Raw genomic sequence first — 17,321 nt, 5'->3', positions numbered from 1 at the left:
GCGACTGCTAGTCGGGGAAGTCCAGCGGGATCCGCAGCGTGGTCATCGTCGCCGCCAGGCCATCGTATTGACTTGCCAGCATGCAGAATTCGATGAGCTGCTGCTTGGTCAGGATCGCCGAGAGCGCGGCCCAGGTTTCCGCCGACACCGACCGGGTGACGACGAACTCGTCGGTCGCGGTGATCAGCACCCGCTGACGGTCGGTCAGACCCTCGGCGTCGGGCCCCTCGAAGATGCGGGCCTGGGTCTCGGCGTCGACACCGCGGCTGCGGGCCAGCCGGCGGTGCTGCTGCAGCTCGTACTCACAATCGCGCAGATGGCCCACCCGCAGGATGACCAGCTCGGCGTCTTTACGCGGCAACTTGCCCAGCGGGCCGAGCAGCAGTCCTGAATACGGCAGCCAGGCCAGGAACAGCAGCCTGTGCTGGCCCAGCACGTTCATCAAGGTAAACCGGGGGGCGCGGATGGCGCGGGCGCCCAGCTTTGCGATGGCCCAGTTGACCGGGCCCAGCTCACGGAATCCGCCGGGTGCGATGCGGGCCGGCTCGAGTGCACTCACCCAGCCGAGTCTGGCACAGGTTTTGGACTTCAGAAGGTGCAGGCGCCGGTTCGTGCCCCAGACCAACCCGGTGTGGGCTATCCGTGGTCGGCCAGGTGGATGCCCAGGTCGGTGCGGCCTCGAAGAAGGTCTCCGCGCAGCGCGCGAGTCTCCTGGTAGTCGCCGTCGCGCAAGCGCCGGAACCGGCGGACCGGCTCGGTATCGATGGTCCGCAGTCTGTCCTGCAGGCGCTGAGTCTCCAGGTCGATGCCGGCCGGCTCCAAACCGTCGGCGTCGTAGATTACGTGCAGGTCGAGTGTCTCGATCCCGACGTACCAGAGAGTGCCGTGGATGAGAGGAAAGAGGAGTGACTCGAGGTCACCGCTGATGCCGCGCGGGCCGATCGAGCGCGCATCCTCGCCCGCGGTCACCACGATCAGGGCCCTGCGCCCGATCAGGCCGCCGTCGCCGTAGCGCCGGGGCACCCCGAGTTCGGGATCGAGATCGCCGTAGGCGAACCCGTTGGTGAGCACTCGGTCGAACCAGCCTTTCAAGATTGCCGGCGGCCCGTACCACCACAGTGGGAACTGCACGACCACCAGCTCCGCTGTGGCGAGCTTGGCCTGTTCCGCGCGGACATCGGCGGGCAGCTGGCCCCGGGAGTACGCCTCGCCTGCCAGCTCGACGATGTTTCCCGGCTTGTCGGCGGGCTCTCCGAGGTCGCGGTTACTGAGCACCGGGTCGAACTCCTGGGCGTGCAGGTCGGAGGTCATCACCTCATACCGTGCGGACAGTGCTTCGGTTCCGGCCCGGAAGAGGTGGTCGTTCAGTGAGCCGCGGCGGGGGTGCGCGTAGAGCCACAGCGCGGTGCCCGGCTTCGGCGGATGGGTGATCGTCATGAAGTCACCTGCTTCGTATCGTGTTATCGGTCGGTAGCGATGGCCGTGATGACACGGGCCAGGGTGCCGCGGGCATCAGCGGAGCTGATCCTTTTGGTGAGCGCGTCTCGGGCCAAGGCGTCGCCGGCCCCGACGACGGCGCGCAGACCTGCTTCGTCTAGCCCAACGGAGTACGGTGCCAACGCCCGGCGGCACTTGGCGAGGTACGCGTCCTCGGCCTCCCGACGCATCCGGCTCAGGGTGGGGGAGCCGGCGAGTGCGGCGACCACGTCGGCCAGTTCGCGTCCCTCCGTGAGGCAGCAGTCGATGTATGCGTCCGCCACCACGCGGGCCACGGCGTGCACCTCCGGCTCGACGCTTTCCAGTGCGGCGTCGAGCATTTCGCGCTGGCGCTCCTCGAACTCACGGTAGAGCTCGGTGAGGACTCCCGCTTTGTCGCCGAAGTGGTCGTAGACCACGGGCTTGGTCACGCCGGCCCGGTCGGCGAGCCGTGCGAGGGTGAACTCCTCCGTGCCCGCCTCCCGGATCAACTCCCGTGCCACGTCGAGGAGTTGGGTGTGCCGGTCCTGCTTCGACAGGCGTTGTTTCGGGGCGGCGACGGGTGGGTCGCTCATCTTGACTCCTCGTCGGTCACCTACGGGCAGCAACTTACTGACAGTAACCTACTAAAAGTAACTTACTTTCGTGGTCAACGGAGGACGCTCGAAATCCATTCCCGCGCCGGGCATCGTGGATTTCGTCGGGCCTTTACGGCTGGCGCACCAGATACGGCGACACCGTCGAGCGGTGCTCGTTGAGGTCCAGCGCCTTGCCGAGGGCGGGGAACGCACGTTGCGGACAGTTGTCGCGTTCGCATACCCGGCACCCCGAGCCGATGGGGGTCGCCACGTCGCCGGAGAGATCGAGCCCTTCCGAATACACCAGCCGATGGGCATGGCGCAGCTCGCATCCAAGCCCGATCGCGAAGGTCTTGCCGGGTTGGCCGTAGCGCGATGCCCGGCGCTCCACGGTGCGGGCCACCCACATGTAGTTGCGGCCGTCGGGCATCTGGGCGATCTGCACGCCGATCTTGCCCGGATTGCCGAAGGTCTCGTAAACGTTCCACAGCGGGCAGGTGCCGCCTGATGAGGAGAAGTGAAAACCGGTGGCGGACTGGCGCTTCGACATGTTGCCTGCGCGGTCGACCCGGACGAAGGAGAACGGCACGCCGCGCATCGACGGGCGCTGCAGGGTGGACAGCCGGTGCGCGATGGTCTCGTAGCTCACTGAGTAGAACGCCGACAGCCGCTCCACGTCATAGCGGAAGTTCTCGGTCACGTCGTGGAACTGGCGGTAGGGGAGCACGGTCGCTGCCGCGAAGTAGTTGGCCAGCCCCAGCCGGGCCAGGGTGCGCGATTCGTCGCTGGTGAACATGCCCTCGTCGACCATCTTGTCGATCAGGTCGCCGAACTCGAGGAAGGCCAACTCGGCCGCCATCTTGAAGACCTGCTGGCCGCTGGAGAGGTGGTTGCCCATCTCAAGGGTCTTGGTGGCCGGGTCGTAGCGGTGCAGCACGGTGTCGCCCAGATCGATGCGCCGCACGATCCGCACGCCGTGCACCGTGGTCATCCGGTTGGCCAGCTCGCCGGCCAGATCGCCGCGGTGCATGCGGATCTTGGCGGTCAGATCCTCGGCAGCGGTGTCGAGTTCGTGCAGGTAGTTCTGCCGTTGGTAGAAGTAGTCGCGCACTTCCTCGTGCGGCATGGTGATCGATCCGCTGCCGCTGCCGTCGGAGTACCGGTCCTCGGTGGCGGCCGCCAGCTGCGTGGTGGTCAGGCGGTAGCGGCGGTGCAGGTTGACCATCGCGCGGGCGAAATTCGGATGTGCCGCCACCATGTCGGCCACTTCACCAACGTCCATGTCGGCGCCCAGGTCGCGGTCCATCGCCACTTCGCGCATCTCGGCGACCAGCCGGGTGTCGTCGTGCGAGGCGAAGAACGTCGCGTCCACCCCGAAAACCTCGGTGATGCGCAGCAGCACCGCCACGGTCAGCGGGCGCACGTCGTGCTCGATCTGGTTGAGGTAACTGGGGGAGATCTCCAGCATCTGGGCCAGTGCCGCCTGGCTGAATCCACGCTCGCTCCGCAGTTGCCGCACCCGCGACCCCACGAACGTTTTTGCCACGTCAAACAGCCTAACAAGGGTGCGAAGTTTGCCTTTGCATTCTTGGCAGTTTTACCTCTACTGGCATTATCGGGCTGCCTGGCATGATCGGCTGAGGCGACAGCGACTGGAGATGACGATGACGGGAACCGCGCAGACTTCGACCACCGGGCTGAACAAGGTGCTGATGCCGGTGCCCGATCCCCATCCCGACGTCTTCGACCGGGAATGGCCGCTGCGGGTCGGCGACATCGACCGGGTGGGCCGGCTGCGCTTCGACGCCGCCGCCCGTCACATCCAGGACATCGGTTCCGACCACCTTCGCGAACTCGGCTTCGAGGAGACCCACCCGCTGTGGATCGTGCGGCGCACGATGATCGACCTGATCCGGCCCATCGAGTTCCAGGACATGCTGCGGATGCGCCGGTGGTGTTCGGGCACCTCGAACCGGTGGTGCGAGATGCGCGTGCGGATCGACGGCCGCAAGGGCGGGCTCATGGAGTCCGAGGCGTTCTGGATCAACATCAACCGCGAAACCCAGGGGCCGGCCCGGATCTCCGACGACTTCCTGGCGGGCCTGCGCCGCACCACCGACGAAGCGCGTCTGCGCTGGAAGTCCTATCTGAAGGCCGGCAGCCGTGAGGATGCGGCCGAGATCCGCGAGTACCCGGTGCGGGTGTCCGACATCGACCTGTTCGACCACATGAACAACTCGGTCTACTGGACGGTGATCGAGGACTACCTCTACTCGCATCCCGAGCTGCTGGAGAAGCCGCTGCGGGTGACCATCGAGCACGATGCCGCGGTGGCCCTCGGCGAGAAGCTCGAGATCCTGTCGCATGTTCATCCGGCCGGATCGACCGACAAATTCGGCGAAGAGCTCTCCGACCGCACTGTTAGAACGCTCACATATGCCGTCGGCGACGAGACAAAAGCGATCGCTTCACTGTTCTCGCTCTGACCCCTCCCGGTTTAACAGTACGAGCGTACTGACCTGCACCTTTGGGCTACTCGCCGGTAGCTTCTGAACCGGTACAGCCATCATATTTCTTCGCAACCTTTGCAAGTTAACTAAGCGCTTTGGCGAAACTTGGCAACTGAAACGGGTGGACCTGCGGATATAGGTTGTGCCATCTTCGGATTAGCACACCAGTGAAGCTGCTGCGGCGTTAGCAACTATCCGCGGCGGTTGAACCAAAACCGAAGGAGCAGTCCTATGTCGACCGTGGGCACCCCCAAGTCACCGGAGCAGATCCAGCACGACTGGGATCACAACCCCCGCTGGAAGGGCATCACCCGTACCTACACCCCGGCCGACGTGGTTGCCCTGCAGGGTTCCGTCGTCGAAGAGGCCACCCTGGCCCGCCGCGGTGCCGAGGTGCTGTGGGAGCAGCTGCACGACATGGACTTCGTCAACGCGCTGGGCGCGCTGACCGGCAACATGGCCGTCCAGCAGGTCCGCGCCGGCCTGAAGGCCATCTACCTGTCGGGTTGGCAGGTCGCCGGTGACGCCAACCTGTCCGGCCACACCTACCCCGACCAGAGCCTCTACCCGGCCAACTCGGTGCCGCAGGTGGTCCGCCGCATCAACAACGCGCTGCTGCGCGCCGACGAGATCGCCAAGGTCGAGGGCGACACCTCGGTCGAGAACTGGCTCGCCCCGATCGTCGCCGACGGTGAGGCCGGCTTCGGTGGTGCGCTCAACGTCTACGAGCTGCAGAAGGCCATGATCGCCGCCGGTGTCGCCGGTTCTCACTGGGAAGACCAGCTCGCCTCGGAGAAGAAGTGCGGCCACCTCGGTGGCAAGGTGCTGATCCCGACCCAGCAGCACATCCGCACCCTGACCTCGGCCCGCCTGGCTGCCGACGTGGCTGACGTTCCTACCGTCGTCATCGCCCGCACCGACGCCGAGGCCGCCACCCTGATCACCTCCGATGTCGACGAGCGTGACCGTCCGTTCATCACCGGTGAGCGCACCGCCGAGGGCTTCTACCGGATCAAGAACGGCCTCGAGCCCTGCATCGCCCGCGCCAAGGCCTACGCGCCCTACTCCGACCTGATCTGGATGGAGACCGGCACCCCGGACCTGGAGCTGGCCAAGAAGTTCGCCGAGGGTGTCAAGGCCGAGTTCCCGGACCAGATGCTGGCCTACAACTGCTCGCCGTCCTTCAACTGGAAGCAGCACCTGGACGACGACACCATCGCCAAGTTCCAGCGCGAGCTGGGCGCGATGGGCTTCAAGTTCCAGTTCATCACCCTGGCGGGCTTCCACGCCCTCAACTACTCGATGTTCGACCTGGCCTACGGCTACGCCCGCGAGCAGATGAAGGCTTACGTCGAGCTTCAGGAGCGCGAGTTCGCCGCCGAAGAGCGCGGTTACACCGCCACCAAGCACCAGCGTGAGGTCGGCGCCGGCTACTTCGACCGGATCGCCACCACGGTCGACCCGAACAGCTCGACCACCGCGCTGGCCGGTTCCACCGAAGAGGGTCAGTTCCACTGAGCATGCGAAGTGGAACCGAATAGCCGGAGCCACTGAGCATGCGAAGTGGAACCGAATAGCCGGAGCCACTAGACCTGCCAAAGGTTGACAGCGCAGGCCCCGCTCAGAATTCTTGGGCGGGGCCTGTCGCATGTCCAGATCTTGAGACGAAAGTGAAGTAGTGAGCAATCAAATTGAACGAGTAGGCGTGATCGGTGCCGGCCAGATGGGCGCGGGTATCGCCGAGGTGTCCGCCCGTGCCGGCGTCGACGTGCTGGTGTTCGAGACCACCGACGCACTGGTCACCGCGGGGCGCAACCGCATCACCAAGTCGCTCGAGCGCGCGGTCAGCGCGGGCAAGGTCACCGAGCGGGAGAAGGATGCCGCGCTGGGCAAGCTCACGTTCACCACCACGATCGACGATCTGGCCGACCGGCAGCTGGTCATCGAGGCCGTGATCGAGGACGAGAACGTCAAGGCGAAGATCTTCGCCGACCTGGACCGCGTGGTCACCGATCCCGACGCGGTGCTGGCCTCCAACACCTCCAGCATTCCGATCATGAAACTCGCAGCAGCTACCCAGAATCCTGCCAGGGTGCTCGGCCTGCACTTCTTCAACCCGGTTCCGGTGTTGCCGTTGGTCGAATTGGTCAGCACTCTGGTGACCTCCGACGGCGCCGCCGCGCGCGTCGAGGAATTCGCCGGCACGGTTCTCGGAAAACAGGTTGTCCGTTGTTCTGACCGGTCCGGTTTCGTGGTCAACGCGTTGCTGGTTCCGTACCTCCTCGCGGCCATCCGAATGGTCGAAGGTGGCTTTGCCACAATTGACGATGTCGACAAGGCAGTAGTGGCGGGGTTGTCCCACCCGATGGGCCCGCTGCGCCTGTCCGACCTGGTCGGTCTGGACACCCTGAAGCTGATTGCCGACAAGATGTTTGACGAGTTCAAAGAGCCTTTGTACGCCGCGCCGCCGCTCTTGTTGCGGATGGTGGAGGCGGGGCAACTGGGCAAAAAATCAGGCCAGGGGTTCTACAAGTACTGAACCGACCCGCGCTGGCACTATGGCCGAGGCTTAGCTAGTCTACCCACAGTAGGGCCTGCTGGCTCGCTCTATAGAGTCTGCATGTAAGAACACGTGTCGGCCCGCAACTAACGGTCGTCAGCAGCAGAAAACGCAAAGAGGTAATTTTTCGCATGTCTAACGTCGAGTCCGATCTTGCTCCGTACTACGAGGAGTCGCAGTCGATCTACGACATCTCGAACGAGTTCTACGCACTCTTCCTCGGGCCGACCATGGGGTACACCTGCGGTTACTACGAGCGCGAGGACATGAACCTCGAGGAGTCGCAGAACGCCAAGTTCGACCTCGCGCTGGGCAAGCTCGACCTCAAGCCGGGTATGACGCTGCTGGACATCGGCTGCGGCTGGGGTGGCTGCCTCGAGCGTGCGCTGATCAACCACGATGTCAACGTCATCGGGATCACGCTGAGCAAGGAGCAGTCGGACTACGCCCGCAAGCGGCTGGCCAAGATCGACACCAACCGCAACGTCGAGATCCGGTTGCAGGGCTGGGAAGAGTTCAACGAGCCTGTCGACCGCATCGTCTCGATCGGCGCGTTCGAGGCGTTCAAGCAGGAGCGTTACCCGATCTTCTTCGAGCGGGCCTACAACATCCTGCCCGACAACGGTGGCCGGATGCTGCTGCACACGATCCTGGCGCACACCCAGCAGTTCTTCCGTGAGAACAACATCAAGCTGACGATCAGCGACCTGAAGTTCATGAAGTTCATCGGTGAGGAGATCTTCCCCGGTGGGCAGCTGCCCGCGGTCGAGGACATCGAGAAGCTGGCCGACGGCTCGGGTTTCAAGCTGGAGCGCATCCACCTGCTGCGTCCGCACTACGCGCGCACGCTCGACATGTGGGCGGCCAACCTCGAGGCCAAGAAGGACGAGGCCATCGCCCTGCAGGGTCAGGAAGTGTACGACCGGTTCATGAAGTACCTGACCGGCTGCGCCGACTTCTTCCGTCGCGGCATCACCAACATCGGCCAGTTCACCCTGGTCAAGTAGTCCTGCCGATGGGCTCCGTCCCATCGAGCTGAGCACGTAGAACAGCAGCTGAGTCGGCCCGCCGGCTCAGCTGCTGTTTTAGTCTGGACGGACTCGGCTTGACTGACTGAGGCGGGAGGGCCGCCGTGAGCATCGCACCTCGTCGGGCGATCGTGAGCGTCGTAGCGATTGTCGTCATGGTCACGGGCCTCATGGGGTTGTCCGCGCGCACGACGCCGGCGCGGGCGGTGTGCGGTCCGGATGAGATGAGCGCTTTGTGGTCGGCCCTGGCACGGATGCCCGTCGACCGGGTCACCGGCCGCCGCTGGGCGGGCGCGCCGCTGGAGAGCAATTACAACCCCTGTGCCAACCTGTCCACCATCCTGGTCGGCATCGAAGGCGGGACGGGCAGTTCACCGGTCCAGGCGCTGATGTTTCACCGTGGGACGTTCCTCGGAACCGGAACCTGGAAGGCATACGGGTTCACGTCGCTGGACGCGAACGCCTCGACCGATGACACCGTCGTGCTGAATTACCGTTCGGGTCAGAGCTGCAACGCCTGCGCCGACGGCATCGTGACGACCGTGCGCTATCACTGGAACGGCAACAAGGTCGAGATGCTCGACCCGCCGCCTCCGGACTGATCCGCCGACCGAAATTCGAGTACCTCACTACTCGCGCTCCTGGGTGAGCTGACTGCGAGTATCGGATTGCCGCACCCGCAGGGGGCAGGCGCAAGTGATCGGCATTGGTTTCCGTGGAAGGTCTCCGCTGATGACGTGGCGAGGTTTCGAACTGACAGATCCGCCGATGAGCGGACCCGATATCGCATTGATCCGCGACAAACTGGTGGCCAAGTTCAACTGGGCCCGCGCCATGGGCGTCACCGAGGGCGACGTCTACGATCAGGTCACCGCCGATGCGGTCACCGAGTTTCAACGACGTGTCGGTCTGCCCGAAAATGGCATCGCCGATTTCAAAACCCGTGTGCGCCTTGGTGCCTGGCCTCCGCCTCCGCCTCCTCGTCACGCGGGGCTCACGTTCCGTGGCACGGGCGGCATCGTCGGCATGGACTACACGTCCCGGGTCGCGCAGGCTGCCGGCCTCGAAGAGATCCCGATCCTGTATCCGGGTTCGATGGGCGGCATTCCCGTCGGCGCCGAGAACAACCCGAACGCACCGAGCGGTAACGACTCGGTCGATATCGCGGTGGAGCTGGCCATCGACTGGATCGAGCAGCATCCGAAGCGGTCTTTCTGCCTGCTCGGGTATTCGCAGGGCGCGATCGGCGCGAGCAAGGTGCGCGCCGAGCTGCTGCCGGGAGGACGCCTGGAGAAATTCGCCGACAACTATGTCTGCGGCATGATGATCGCGAATCCCTCACGGGCGTTTGGGCATACGTTCTTCCTCGGCCCCGTTCCGGACGGGGAGGGCATCAGCAATTTCCATCTGCCCCGCGAGGCATGTACCTGGGATTGGTGCGAGCTGGTGCAACCGGACGACTTCTACGCCAACGTGCCGTTGGGCGACGTCGGTGACGTCTGCCGGCAAGGTCAGAACATCGTCATGGATACCACGGTCAGCGATCCGATCGGCATGATGCAGAAGGTCATTCCGCATCTGATCAAGATTCTGGACGAGGCGGGTGTGGACTTGCCGCCCAATCCGCTCGGGATACTCAACGGTGTCTGGGCGGGGCTCGTCTCCTCGCTGCTGCCGGGAGTGGTCCCGGCTCAATTCGGCTCCGAGACCGCGGCCGCGGTGCATGCCGCGCGCCTGGCCCTGACGTTCTTCGCCGCCCAGCCGCCGACCAGGCCACACATCACCTATGAATTCGTCGACGTGTTGCCCGGACGCACTTACCTTCAACTCGGCATCGACCACGTGCGCGACTGGGCCGATCGCACGTCGGTACGCATGTAACCATCCACATCGAATTCGAGGTAACACCAATGAGTTTCACATCCTTCAAACCCGCCCCGCTGAGGACCCGCGAGCAGATTGCGCGGGAGGTGCACGCCGTGTCGCGTCGTCGCGGACTGACCGAAACCGCGACGATCATCGCATTGATGACCATCTCCACCGAGGTGGGCTCGTCTGACGGGAACGGGAACCGGCAGTGGTGGTGCCCGTCGAACCCCACGAACGATCCTGATACAGAAGGCTTCCCGCACGATTCCACCTCAGACGACAACCGCTCGTCCGGCTACTTCCAGCAACAACCAGGGCCGAATGGTGAGGCATGGTGGGGCACCGCCAGCCAGCGGATGACGCTGGATGCCGCCGCAGACATGTTCCTGGACCGGTTGTCCGATGATTACGTCAACGCGCGCGACGCACACTCGGCCGGTGTGTTCGCCCAACTTGTGCAGGGCAGCGCCTTCCCTGACCGGTACCGGGAGAAATGGGACGAGGCACATGAGGTGCTGGCCCGTGCCCTGAACGGCCAAGTTCAGGTGCCGGCGCAGCAACAGGCCGGATGGGCCGGCGATCCGGTCTGGCTGGAGGAGGTGCTGCGTCCCGTTCTCGGAGACAAGTTGAAGACCCTTGCGGGGTGGGAGAACTCGGGCGTCGGGGATTTCGGCGACATCTGGGGAGTGATGTGGCACCACACGGGCAACAGCCGGGAAAGGGCGGAGAGCATTCGAGCCGGCCGCCCCGATCTGCAGGGCCCGCTGGCCAATTTGCACATCGCCCCTGACGGGACGGTCACCATCGTCGCGGTCGGTGTCTGCAACCATTCTGGACGGGGTAGCGGCTTCGGCCTGCCTGCCAATGCGGCGAACAACCGGCTCATCGGGGTCGAATGCGCCTGGCCGACAATCAACCCCGACGGCAGCTATCGCGCCGACGAGCGGTGGCCGGATGCGCAGATCATCTCGATGCGCGATGTGGCCGCTGCGCTCACCACACGGCTCGGATACGGGGCCGAGCGCAACATCGGTCACAAGGAGTGGGCCGGGTCCGCGCAGGGGAAATGGGACCCGGGCAATCTCAGCATGGACTGGTTCCGTGGCGAGGTCGCCAAGGCGATGCGCGGTGAGTTCAGCGAACCGACACCGGTTGCGGTTACGCCGGCCCCGGTGCCGCACCTGCCCAAGCCGACCAACACCCGCACCGACCGCGAACTGCTCGAAGAGATCTGGGAGCAACTGCGCGGGCCCCTCGGGAACGGCTGGATCCAGCTGGGGGACAAGTCATTGATCGACTACGTCGCAAGCCTGGGACGGTACGTCTCGATACTCGAGAGCCGCCTGGCGGAGCTGTCCGCCGCGCGTCCGGCCAAGCCGGCCAAGAAAGCTCCGGCGAAGGCCGCCGCCAAGAAAGCTCCGGCCAAGAAGGCTCCGGCGAAAAAGGCACCCGCCAAGAAGGTTCCGGCGAAAAAGGCACCCGCCAGCAGAGCCACGGCGAAGAAAGCCGCCGCGAGAAAGGCGCCCGCCAAGAAGAAAGCCGTCGCGAGCAAGGCACCGGCCAAGAAGGCGCCTGCCAAAAAGACGTCTGCAAGGAAGGCGTCCGCCAGGAAGGCCCTCGCGAGCTGAGCCCGGAACCTAGGCGTTGGCCAGCCGCTTCTTCTCCGCCTCCACGTCGAAGTCCGGCGGCGGCCAGGACATGTTGAGGCCTTTGAGAGCCTCGATGAGCAGTTCGGTGATGGCCAGCCGGCTGTACCACTTCTTGTCGCACGGCACGATGTGCCACGGTGCGTAATCGGTGGACGTCTTCTCCAGCATGGCCTGATAGGCCTCTTCGTATTTCGGCCACAGCAGCCGTTCGTCGATGTCGGCCGGGTTGTACTTCCAGTACTTGTCAGGGCGCTCCAGCCGCTCGGCCAGCCGTGCCTTCTGCTCGGCCAGCGAGACGAACATGGCGACCTTCACCAGCGTGGTGCCGGCATCGACCAATTCGCGTTCGAACGCGTTGATCTCGTCGTAGCGCGCACCCCAGACGTCCGGCGGCACCAGGTTGTGCACGCGCACGATCAGCACGTCCTCGTAGTGCGAGCGGTCGAACACGCCGATGTGCCCGGCCGGCGGGAGGGCGTTGCGGATCCGCCACAGGTAGTGGTGGGCCCGCTCCTCCTCGGTGGGCTTGCCGAAGCTGGTGTAGCGGACACCCTGCGGGTTCGCGGCCCCCACAACATGTTTGACGATCCCGCCCTTGCCTGCGGTGTCCATGCCCTGCAGGATCAGCAGCACCGACCGGTTGTCGTCACCACTCTTGCAGCGGGCGTAGAGCATCTCCTGCAGTGAGGCAAGCCGGAGATTCCGTTCGGTCTGCAGGGTGGGTGCATCGCTCTTGTTCCCGCGGAATCCCGGCGTGCTGTCGGTGTCGATTCGCGCGACTTCGTCGCCGGGGCGGAATTCCAGATGCTCATGGGGTTCGTGGGTCCACAGGGCAGGCAGATCTCTGTCGCTCACCCGCTCAGTCAAGCAGTTGTGGCGGCAAAACCGGTGACGGGTGCGGCAGTGAGTTGAACTTTTCCAGCGAGCCGCCGACTTCGACGATGCCGCAGAGTGCGTTCCAGGACAGCATGGTCAGGTAGTCGATCAGTTCGTCGGGTGTCATCCGCGGATTGGACATCCAGGAGTGGGTGGCCAGCTGCACGCCGCCGACGGTGTGGAACGCCCACGCCTCGGCGCCGCGGGTGTCCATCCCGACCTGGGCCATCCGGCGACGCAGCATGACGGCCAGCATGCGGGCGATGATCTGCTCGGAATCGGCGACGGCCTTGCTCTTGCTGGCCGAGTTGTTCGCCATCACGAACGGATAGATCTCCGGTTCGGCCGCAACGGTTTCCACGTACACCTTGATGATCTCGCGGGTGAGGGCGAAACCGTCGAGGTTGGACGACAGGGCGGCAGCCATGTTCGGGATCAGGGTGGTCTGGGCGAAGCGCATCATCACCGCGGTGGTGAGGTCGTTCTTGTCGACGAAGTAGCGGTACAGCACGGTCTTGGACACACCGATCTCGGCGGCGATCTCGTCCATGCTGACGTTGCTGCCCTGGCGCCGGATCGCTTCGAGGGTGCCGTCTACCAGCTCATTGCGCCGCTCCACCTTGTGCTGGTGCCAGCGCCGCTTGCGTCCATCGGTCTTCACCGCCACCGGCGGAGTCTGCTGTGCCACAGTCGCAGTAGTCCCATTCCCTAGTTCCACTCGATAGTACGGCGAATCTGCGGATACCGGTCTGTGGGTCAGACCGTCAGTCGCGCTGATAGCGCAAGATGGAAACGTGGCACATCGATCCGACGAGGGAGTCCGCGCGCCTGCGGCCCCGCGGCCGAGTTTTGCCGAGACGCTGGCCGGCGCGGACAGCGTCGCCGACGCCGAGCGTCTGCGTGGTTTGCGGAGGATGAAGCTTGTCGCGCTGGGCTTCCTGGTCGGCGCCACGGTGATCTTCCTGTTGTGCACGTGGGCGCAGTCGCGGGGCGCGGCCGGGTGGGTCGGTTACGTGCGGGCCGCGGCCGAGGCGGGCATGGTCGGCGCGCTTGCCGACTGGTTTGCGGTGACGGCGCTGTTCAAGCACCCGCTGGGGATTCCCATCCCGCACACGGCGATCATCAAACGCAAGAAAGACCAGCTCGGAGAGGGTCTGGGCACGTTCGTCCGGGAGAACTTCATGTCTCCCGAGGTCATCGCGACCAAGTTGCGTGACGCCCAGGTGGCGGGCCGGCTGGGGAAGTGGCTGTGCGACCGTCCGCATGCCGAGCGGGTCGCCGCCGAGGCGTCGACCGTGCTGCGCGTCGGGGTGGAGATGCTGCGCGACGAGGATGTCCAGCATGTGCTGGACCGGATGATCGTCAAGCGGATCGCCGAACCGAAGTGGGGGCCGCCGATCGGCCGGGTGCTGTCGACGCTGTTGCAGGAAGGTCGTCAGGAAGCGCTGATCCAGTTGCTGTGCGACCGGGCGTTCCAGTGGTCGCTGAACTCCGGCGAGGTCATCGAGCGCGTCATCGAGCGGGATTCGCCGACCTGGTCGCCGCGCTGGGTGGACCACCTGGTCGGGGACCGGATCCATCGGGAGCTGATGGACTTCACCGACAAGGTCCGTCGCAATCCCGACCACGAGCTGCGGCGTTCGGCCACCCGGTTCCTGTTCGAGTTCGCCGACGATCTGCAGCACGACGAGGCGACGATTCAGCGGGCGGAGAACGTCAAGGAACAGATCATGGGCCGCGACGAGGTGGCCCGGGCGGCCGAGACGGCGTGGGCGGCGGCCAAGCGGATCATCCTGGAGTCGGTGGACGACCCGTCCTCGGCGCTGCGGACCCGGATCGCCGACTCGGTGATGCGGGTCGGGGAGTCGTTGCGCGACGACGCCGAGCTACGCGACAAGGTCGACAACTGGATCATCCGGGGCGCAAAACACCTGGTTGCCGAGTATGGGACCGAGATCACAGCAATCATCACCGAGACCATCGAACGTTGGGATGCCGACGAGGCGAGCCGCCGGATTGAGCTTCATGTGGGCCGTGACCTGCAGTTCATCCGGATCAACGGCACCGTGGTGGGTTCGCTGGCGGGTCTGATCATCTATTCGATAGCCCAACTACTCTTCTGACCTGCGCTAACTACTGCTTGCAAAAGTTAGCACCCCGTCGTAGCGTGATTTTTGTCGTTAACGGATACCCGGGCTACGAGGGGGAATGACATGACGCAAGAAGAGAATCTCGCGGCTGTCGTCTCCAACGCCGCGCAGGACATCGGAAGCTTCATCCGGGCCCAGCGTGAGGCGGCACAGGTATCGGTTCGGCAGTTGGCCGAGAAGGCCGGCGTCAGCAATCCCTACCTGAGCCAGATCGAACGGGGATTGCGGAAACCCTCCGCCGACGTGCTCAACCAGATCGCGAAGGCACTTCGGGTGTCTGCGGAAGTCCTCTATGTGCGCGCCGGGATCCTCGAACCCAGCGAGCCCAGCGAGGTCCGCGACGCCATCGTGAACGACGTGGGGATCACCGAACGGCAGAAGCAGGTGCTGCTCGACATCTACACATCGTTTCGTCAGCAGAACGAAGCCGAAGCAGGTGAGGAGCCGACAACTGACTGACACCTCATCAACTGCCCGATAACCACTCGAACGAAAAAGACCATCTGTGAGAAAGGAATTCGCATGACCGAGAAGACTCAGCCCACCATCGAAGACCTCAAGGCCCCGCTGCTGGCTGCCGTCGGTGCCGCCGACCTGGCCCTGGCCACGGTCAACGAGATCGTCGCCAGCCTGCGTGAGCGTGCCGAGGGTGCCCGCACCGACGCCGAGGCCCGCGTCGAAGAAGGCCGCGCCCGCCTGACCAAGCTGCAGGAAGACCTGCCGGCGCAGTTCGACGAGCTGCGCGACAAGTTCACCTCCGAGGAACTGCGCAAGGCCGCCGAGGGCTACGCCGATCAGGCCACCGCGACCTACAACAAGCTGGTCGAGCGCGGCGAGGCGGCGCTGGAGCGCCTGCGCAACCAGCCGGCGATCGAGGAAGCCGCCAGCCGGGTCGAGGGCTACACCGACCAGGTCAGCGAGCTGACCCAGGAGGCGCTGGGCACCGTGGCGACCCAGACCCGCGCGGTCGGCGAGCGTGCCGCCAAGCTGGTCGGTGTCGAACTGCCGAAGAAGGCCGAGAAGGCCGCGCCGGCTCCCGCCCCCGCCAAGAAGGCCCCGGCCAAGAAGGCTGCGCCGGCGACTGCCGCCAAGAAGGCCGCCCCGGCCGCCAAGAAGACCACGGCCGCCCCGGCCAAGAAGGTCACCCAGAAGTAATTCCGGTGTTGACCGTGATGTCAACGGGGACATAGCCCCGTCGGTCGACGCTGGAGATGACGCCCGCATAGGCTGGTGAGGTGCAACTTGCCAACCTTGCGGGCGTCATTGTCTTTGTACTGGTCGTCGCCGTCTTCTTCGTGGGCGTCTACGCGCTCGTGCACGCCGCCATGCAGCGTCCCGACGCCTATACGGCGACCGGCAAGCTGACCAAGCCGGTATGGCTGGCCATCCTCGGGGTGAGCCTGCTGCTGGCCCTGCTGCTGCGCGACGCCTTCGGAGCCGCCATCGCGGCCTGCGCCAGCGGGGTCTACCTCGTCGACGTGCGGCCGAAGCTGCTGGAGATCCAGGGAAAGTCCCGCTGACCCGATGCGCTCACCATCGGCCGCGCTCGGCGCGGCATGCTTCGCGCTGGGCGCGGCACTGACCTCGGCCCCCGGCGTCGCCGCCGACCCCGGGGCCGGCCACATGTACGTCGACCACGTCGCATGGGCCAAATGGGGCGACATGTCGAGCCTGCGCGTCTATCCCACCGACGCCGCCCGCGCATTGGCCCGTCAGCCGGGTACCACGCCACAGGCTGATCAGGGCTGGGCCGAGGTGCTGAGCCTGTCCCCGGACGCCGACCTGCCCGGGATGCGTGAGCAGTTCCTGTGTCACTGGACGTTCGCCGAACTCGCCGAACCCGGCAAGACCAGCTGGAACCTGGAGCCGTGGCGGCCCGAGGTCACTCCCGAGGTGATGGTGGCCAGCGGATGCAATCCCGGCGGCAGCGAGGAGCCGTTCTGATGGGTGGTTATCCGCGGGCCCAGGTGGCGGCCCTGGTCGACCACACCCTGCTCAAACCCGAGGCCACGGTCGCTGACGTCGAGAAGCTGGTGGCCGAGGCCGTCGACCTCGGGGTGTTCTCGGTGTGCGTGTCGCCATCGCTGGTGACGGCCGCCGCCGCAGTCGCCCCGTCCGGCCTGGCGGTGGCCGCCGTGTCCGGCTTCCCGTCGGGCAAGCACCTGGCCGAGATCAAGGCCCGTGAATCCGAACTGGCCGTCGCCGCCGGAGCGGGCGAGATCGACATGGTGATCGACGTCGGGCTTGCCCTCATGGGTGATCTGGACGCGACGGCGGCCGAGGTGGCCGCGGTGCGTGCCGCCGTGCCCGGTGCCACGCTGAAGGTCATCGTCGAATCCGCGGCCCTGTTGGAGTTCTCCGGCGAGGCGTTGTTGCAGGAGGTATGCCGCGCTGCCGTCGCTGCCGGGGCCGACTTCGTCAAGACCTCCACCGGCTTTCACCCCAGCGGCGGCGCCTCGACCCGCGCCGTCGAACTGATGGCGCGTGCGGTGCCCGACGGGGTCAGGGTCAAGGCCAGCGGCGGCATCCGCACCGCCGAGGCCGCCGTGGCCATGCTCGACGCCGGTGCCACCCGGCTCGGCCTGTCGGGCACCCGGGCGGTGCTCGACGGCCTCAGCGGGTAAC

Annotated in this window: 18 protein-coding genes and 1 pseudogene; 13 read left to right on the top strand and 6 right to left on the bottom strand. The window is 65.5% G+C overall.

Annotated elements, in window-relative coordinates:
- Positions 1-7 precede the first annotated feature (7 nt).
- The 4 genes from BN2156_RS16010 to ramB all read right to left on the bottom strand — a co-directional run bounded on the left by BN2156_RS16010 (position 8) and on the right by ramB (position 3,600).
- Complete coding sequence (locus BN2156_RS16010) at positions 8-559, bottom strand: carboxymuconolactone decarboxylase family protein (protein WP_090517409.1); 552 nt, start codon at positions 557-559, stop codon at positions 8-10.
- A gap of 77 nt (positions 560-636) precedes the next feature.
- The gene (locus tag BN2156_RS16005) at positions 637-1,437 is read right to left on the bottom strand and encodes an NAD(P)H-dependent oxidoreductase (protein WP_090516043.1); all 801 of its coding nucleotides are present in this window, start codon (positions 1,435-1,437) and stop codon (positions 637-639) included.
- A gap of 23 nt (positions 1,438-1,460) precedes the next feature.
- Positions 1,461-2,051 (bottom strand): TetR/AcrR family transcriptional regulator, encoded by a 591-nt coding sequence (locus BN2156_RS16000; protein WP_235625368.1) that lies wholly within the window; start codon positions 2,049-2,051, stop codon positions 1,461-1,463.
- Positions 2,052-2,184: 133 nt separating this feature from the next.
- Complete coding sequence (gene ramB / locus BN2156_RS15995; protein ID WP_090516042.1) at positions 2,185-3,600, bottom strand: acetate metabolism transcriptional regulator RamB; 1,416 nt, start codon at positions 3,598-3,600, stop codon at positions 2,185-2,187.
- 118 nt (positions 3,601-3,718) lie between these two features.
- Between ramB and BN2156_RS15990 the strand changes: the two genes are divergently transcribed.
- The 7 genes and pseudogenes from BN2156_RS15990 to BN2156_RS31430 all read left to right on the top strand — a co-directional run.
- The gene (locus BN2156_RS15990; RefSeq protein ID WP_090517407.1) at positions 3,719-4,540 is read left to right on the top strand and encodes an acyl-[acyl-carrier-protein] thioesterase; all 822 of its coding nucleotides are present in this window, start codon (positions 3,719-3,721) and stop codon (positions 4,538-4,540) included.
- Positions 4,541-4,795: 255 nt separating this feature from the next.
- Positions 4,796-6,082 carry an isocitrate lyase gene (gene aceA / locus BN2156_RS15985; protein ID WP_090516041.1) on the top strand — a complete coding sequence of 429 codons (1,287 nt, stop codon included), beginning with the start codon at positions 4,796-4,798 and terminating at the stop codon, positions 6,080-6,082.
- A gap of 160 nt (positions 6,083-6,242) precedes the next feature.
- Complete coding sequence (locus BN2156_RS15980; RefSeq protein WP_090516040.1) at positions 6,243-7,103, top strand: 3-hydroxybutyryl-CoA dehydrogenase; 861 nt, start codon at positions 6,243-6,245, stop codon at positions 7,101-7,103.
- A gap of 152 nt (positions 7,104-7,255) precedes the next feature.
- A complete protein-coding gene (locus tag BN2156_RS15975; RefSeq protein ID WP_090516039.1) occupies positions 7,256-8,131 on the top strand; it encodes a cyclopropane mycolic acid synthase family methyltransferase in 876 nt (291 codons plus the stop codon).
- Positions 8,132-8,256: 125 nt separating this feature from the next.
- A complete protein-coding gene (locus BN2156_RS15970) occupies positions 8,257-8,754 on the top strand; it encodes an LppP/LprE family lipoprotein (RefSeq protein WP_131725172.1) in 498 nt (165 codons plus the stop codon).
- 130 nt (positions 8,755-8,884) lie between these two features.
- Positions 8,885-10,033 carry a peptidoglycan-binding domain-containing protein gene (locus BN2156_RS15965; protein WP_090516037.1) on the top strand — a complete coding sequence of 383 codons (1,149 nt, stop codon included), beginning with the start codon at positions 8,885-8,887 and terminating at the stop codon, positions 10,031-10,033.
- Positions 10,034-10,566: 533 nt separating this feature from the next.
- Positions 10,567-11,367: pseudogene (locus tag BN2156_RS31430) on the top strand (N-acetylmuramoyl-L-alanine amidase); the annotation flags it as partial.
- Positions 11,368-11,658: 291 nt separating this feature from the next.
- On the opposite strand, the gene BN2156_RS15950 reads toward BN2156_RS31430, so the two are convergent.
- Together BN2156_RS15950 and BN2156_RS15945 are read right to left on the bottom strand one after the other, a co-directional pair.
- A complete protein-coding gene (locus BN2156_RS15950; protein WP_162490871.1) occupies positions 11,659-12,525 on the bottom strand; it encodes a polyphosphate kinase 2 family protein in 867 nt (288 codons plus the stop codon).
- 4 nt (positions 12,526-12,529) lie between these two features.
- Positions 12,530-13,234: a TetR/AcrR family transcriptional regulator gene (locus BN2156_RS15945; protein WP_090516035.1), complete on the bottom strand. Its 705-nt coding sequence runs from the start codon at positions 13,232-13,234 to the stop codon at positions 12,530-12,532.
- A 106-nt stretch (positions 13,235-13,340) separates the two neighbouring features.
- Here BN2156_RS15945 and BN2156_RS15940 point away from each other — a divergent pair, with 106 nt between their 5' ends.
- The 6 genes from BN2156_RS15940 to deoC all read left to right on the top strand — a co-directional run bounded on the left by BN2156_RS15940 (position 13,341) and on the right by deoC (position 17,320).
- Positions 13,341-14,669: a DUF445 domain-containing protein gene (locus BN2156_RS15940; RefSeq protein WP_090516034.1), complete on the top strand. Its 1,329-nt coding sequence runs from the start codon at positions 13,341-13,343 to the stop codon at positions 14,667-14,669.
- A gap of 90 nt (positions 14,670-14,759) precedes the next feature.
- Positions 14,760-15,155 carry a helix-turn-helix domain-containing protein gene (locus BN2156_RS15935; RefSeq protein WP_090516033.1) on the top strand — a complete coding sequence of 132 codons (396 nt, stop codon included), beginning with the start codon at positions 14,760-14,762 and terminating at the stop codon, positions 15,153-15,155.
- A gap of 63 nt (positions 15,156-15,218) precedes the next feature.
- Positions 15,219-15,851 (top strand): heparin-binding hemagglutinin, encoded by a 633-nt coding sequence (locus tag BN2156_RS15930; protein ID WP_090516032.1) that lies wholly within the window; start codon positions 15,219-15,221, stop codon positions 15,849-15,851.
- A gap of 80 nt (positions 15,852-15,931) precedes the next feature.
- On the top strand, positions 15,932-16,216 hold the full coding sequence (locus BN2156_RS15925) for a DUF2516 family protein (RefSeq protein ID WP_090516031.1): 285 nt from the start codon (positions 15,932-15,934) through the stop codon (positions 16,214-16,216).
- A gap of 4 nt (positions 16,217-16,220) precedes the next feature.
- The gene (locus BN2156_RS15920; protein ID WP_090516030.1) at positions 16,221-16,640 is read left to right on the top strand and encodes a DUF2599 domain-containing protein; all 420 of its coding nucleotides are present in this window, start codon (positions 16,221-16,223) and stop codon (positions 16,638-16,640) included.
- A complete protein-coding gene (gene deoC, locus BN2156_RS15915; protein WP_090516029.1) occupies positions 16,640-17,320 on the top strand; it encodes a deoxyribose-phosphate aldolase in 681 nt (226 codons plus the stop codon). Before BN2156_RS15920 ends, deoC begins: the two co-directional genes overlap by 1 nt.
- The last annotated feature ends 1 nt before the right edge of the window (position 17,321 follow it).

Origin of the sequence: Mycolicibacterium neworleansense (assembly GCF_001245615.1) — a bacterium.
GTDB lineage: Bacteria > Actinomycetota > Actinomycetes > Mycobacteriales > Mycobacteriaceae > Mycobacterium > Mycobacterium neworleansense.
The sequence above is the reverse complement of the archived record's forward strand: the minus strand, read 5'-3'. Positions and strand labels throughout refer to the sequence as shown.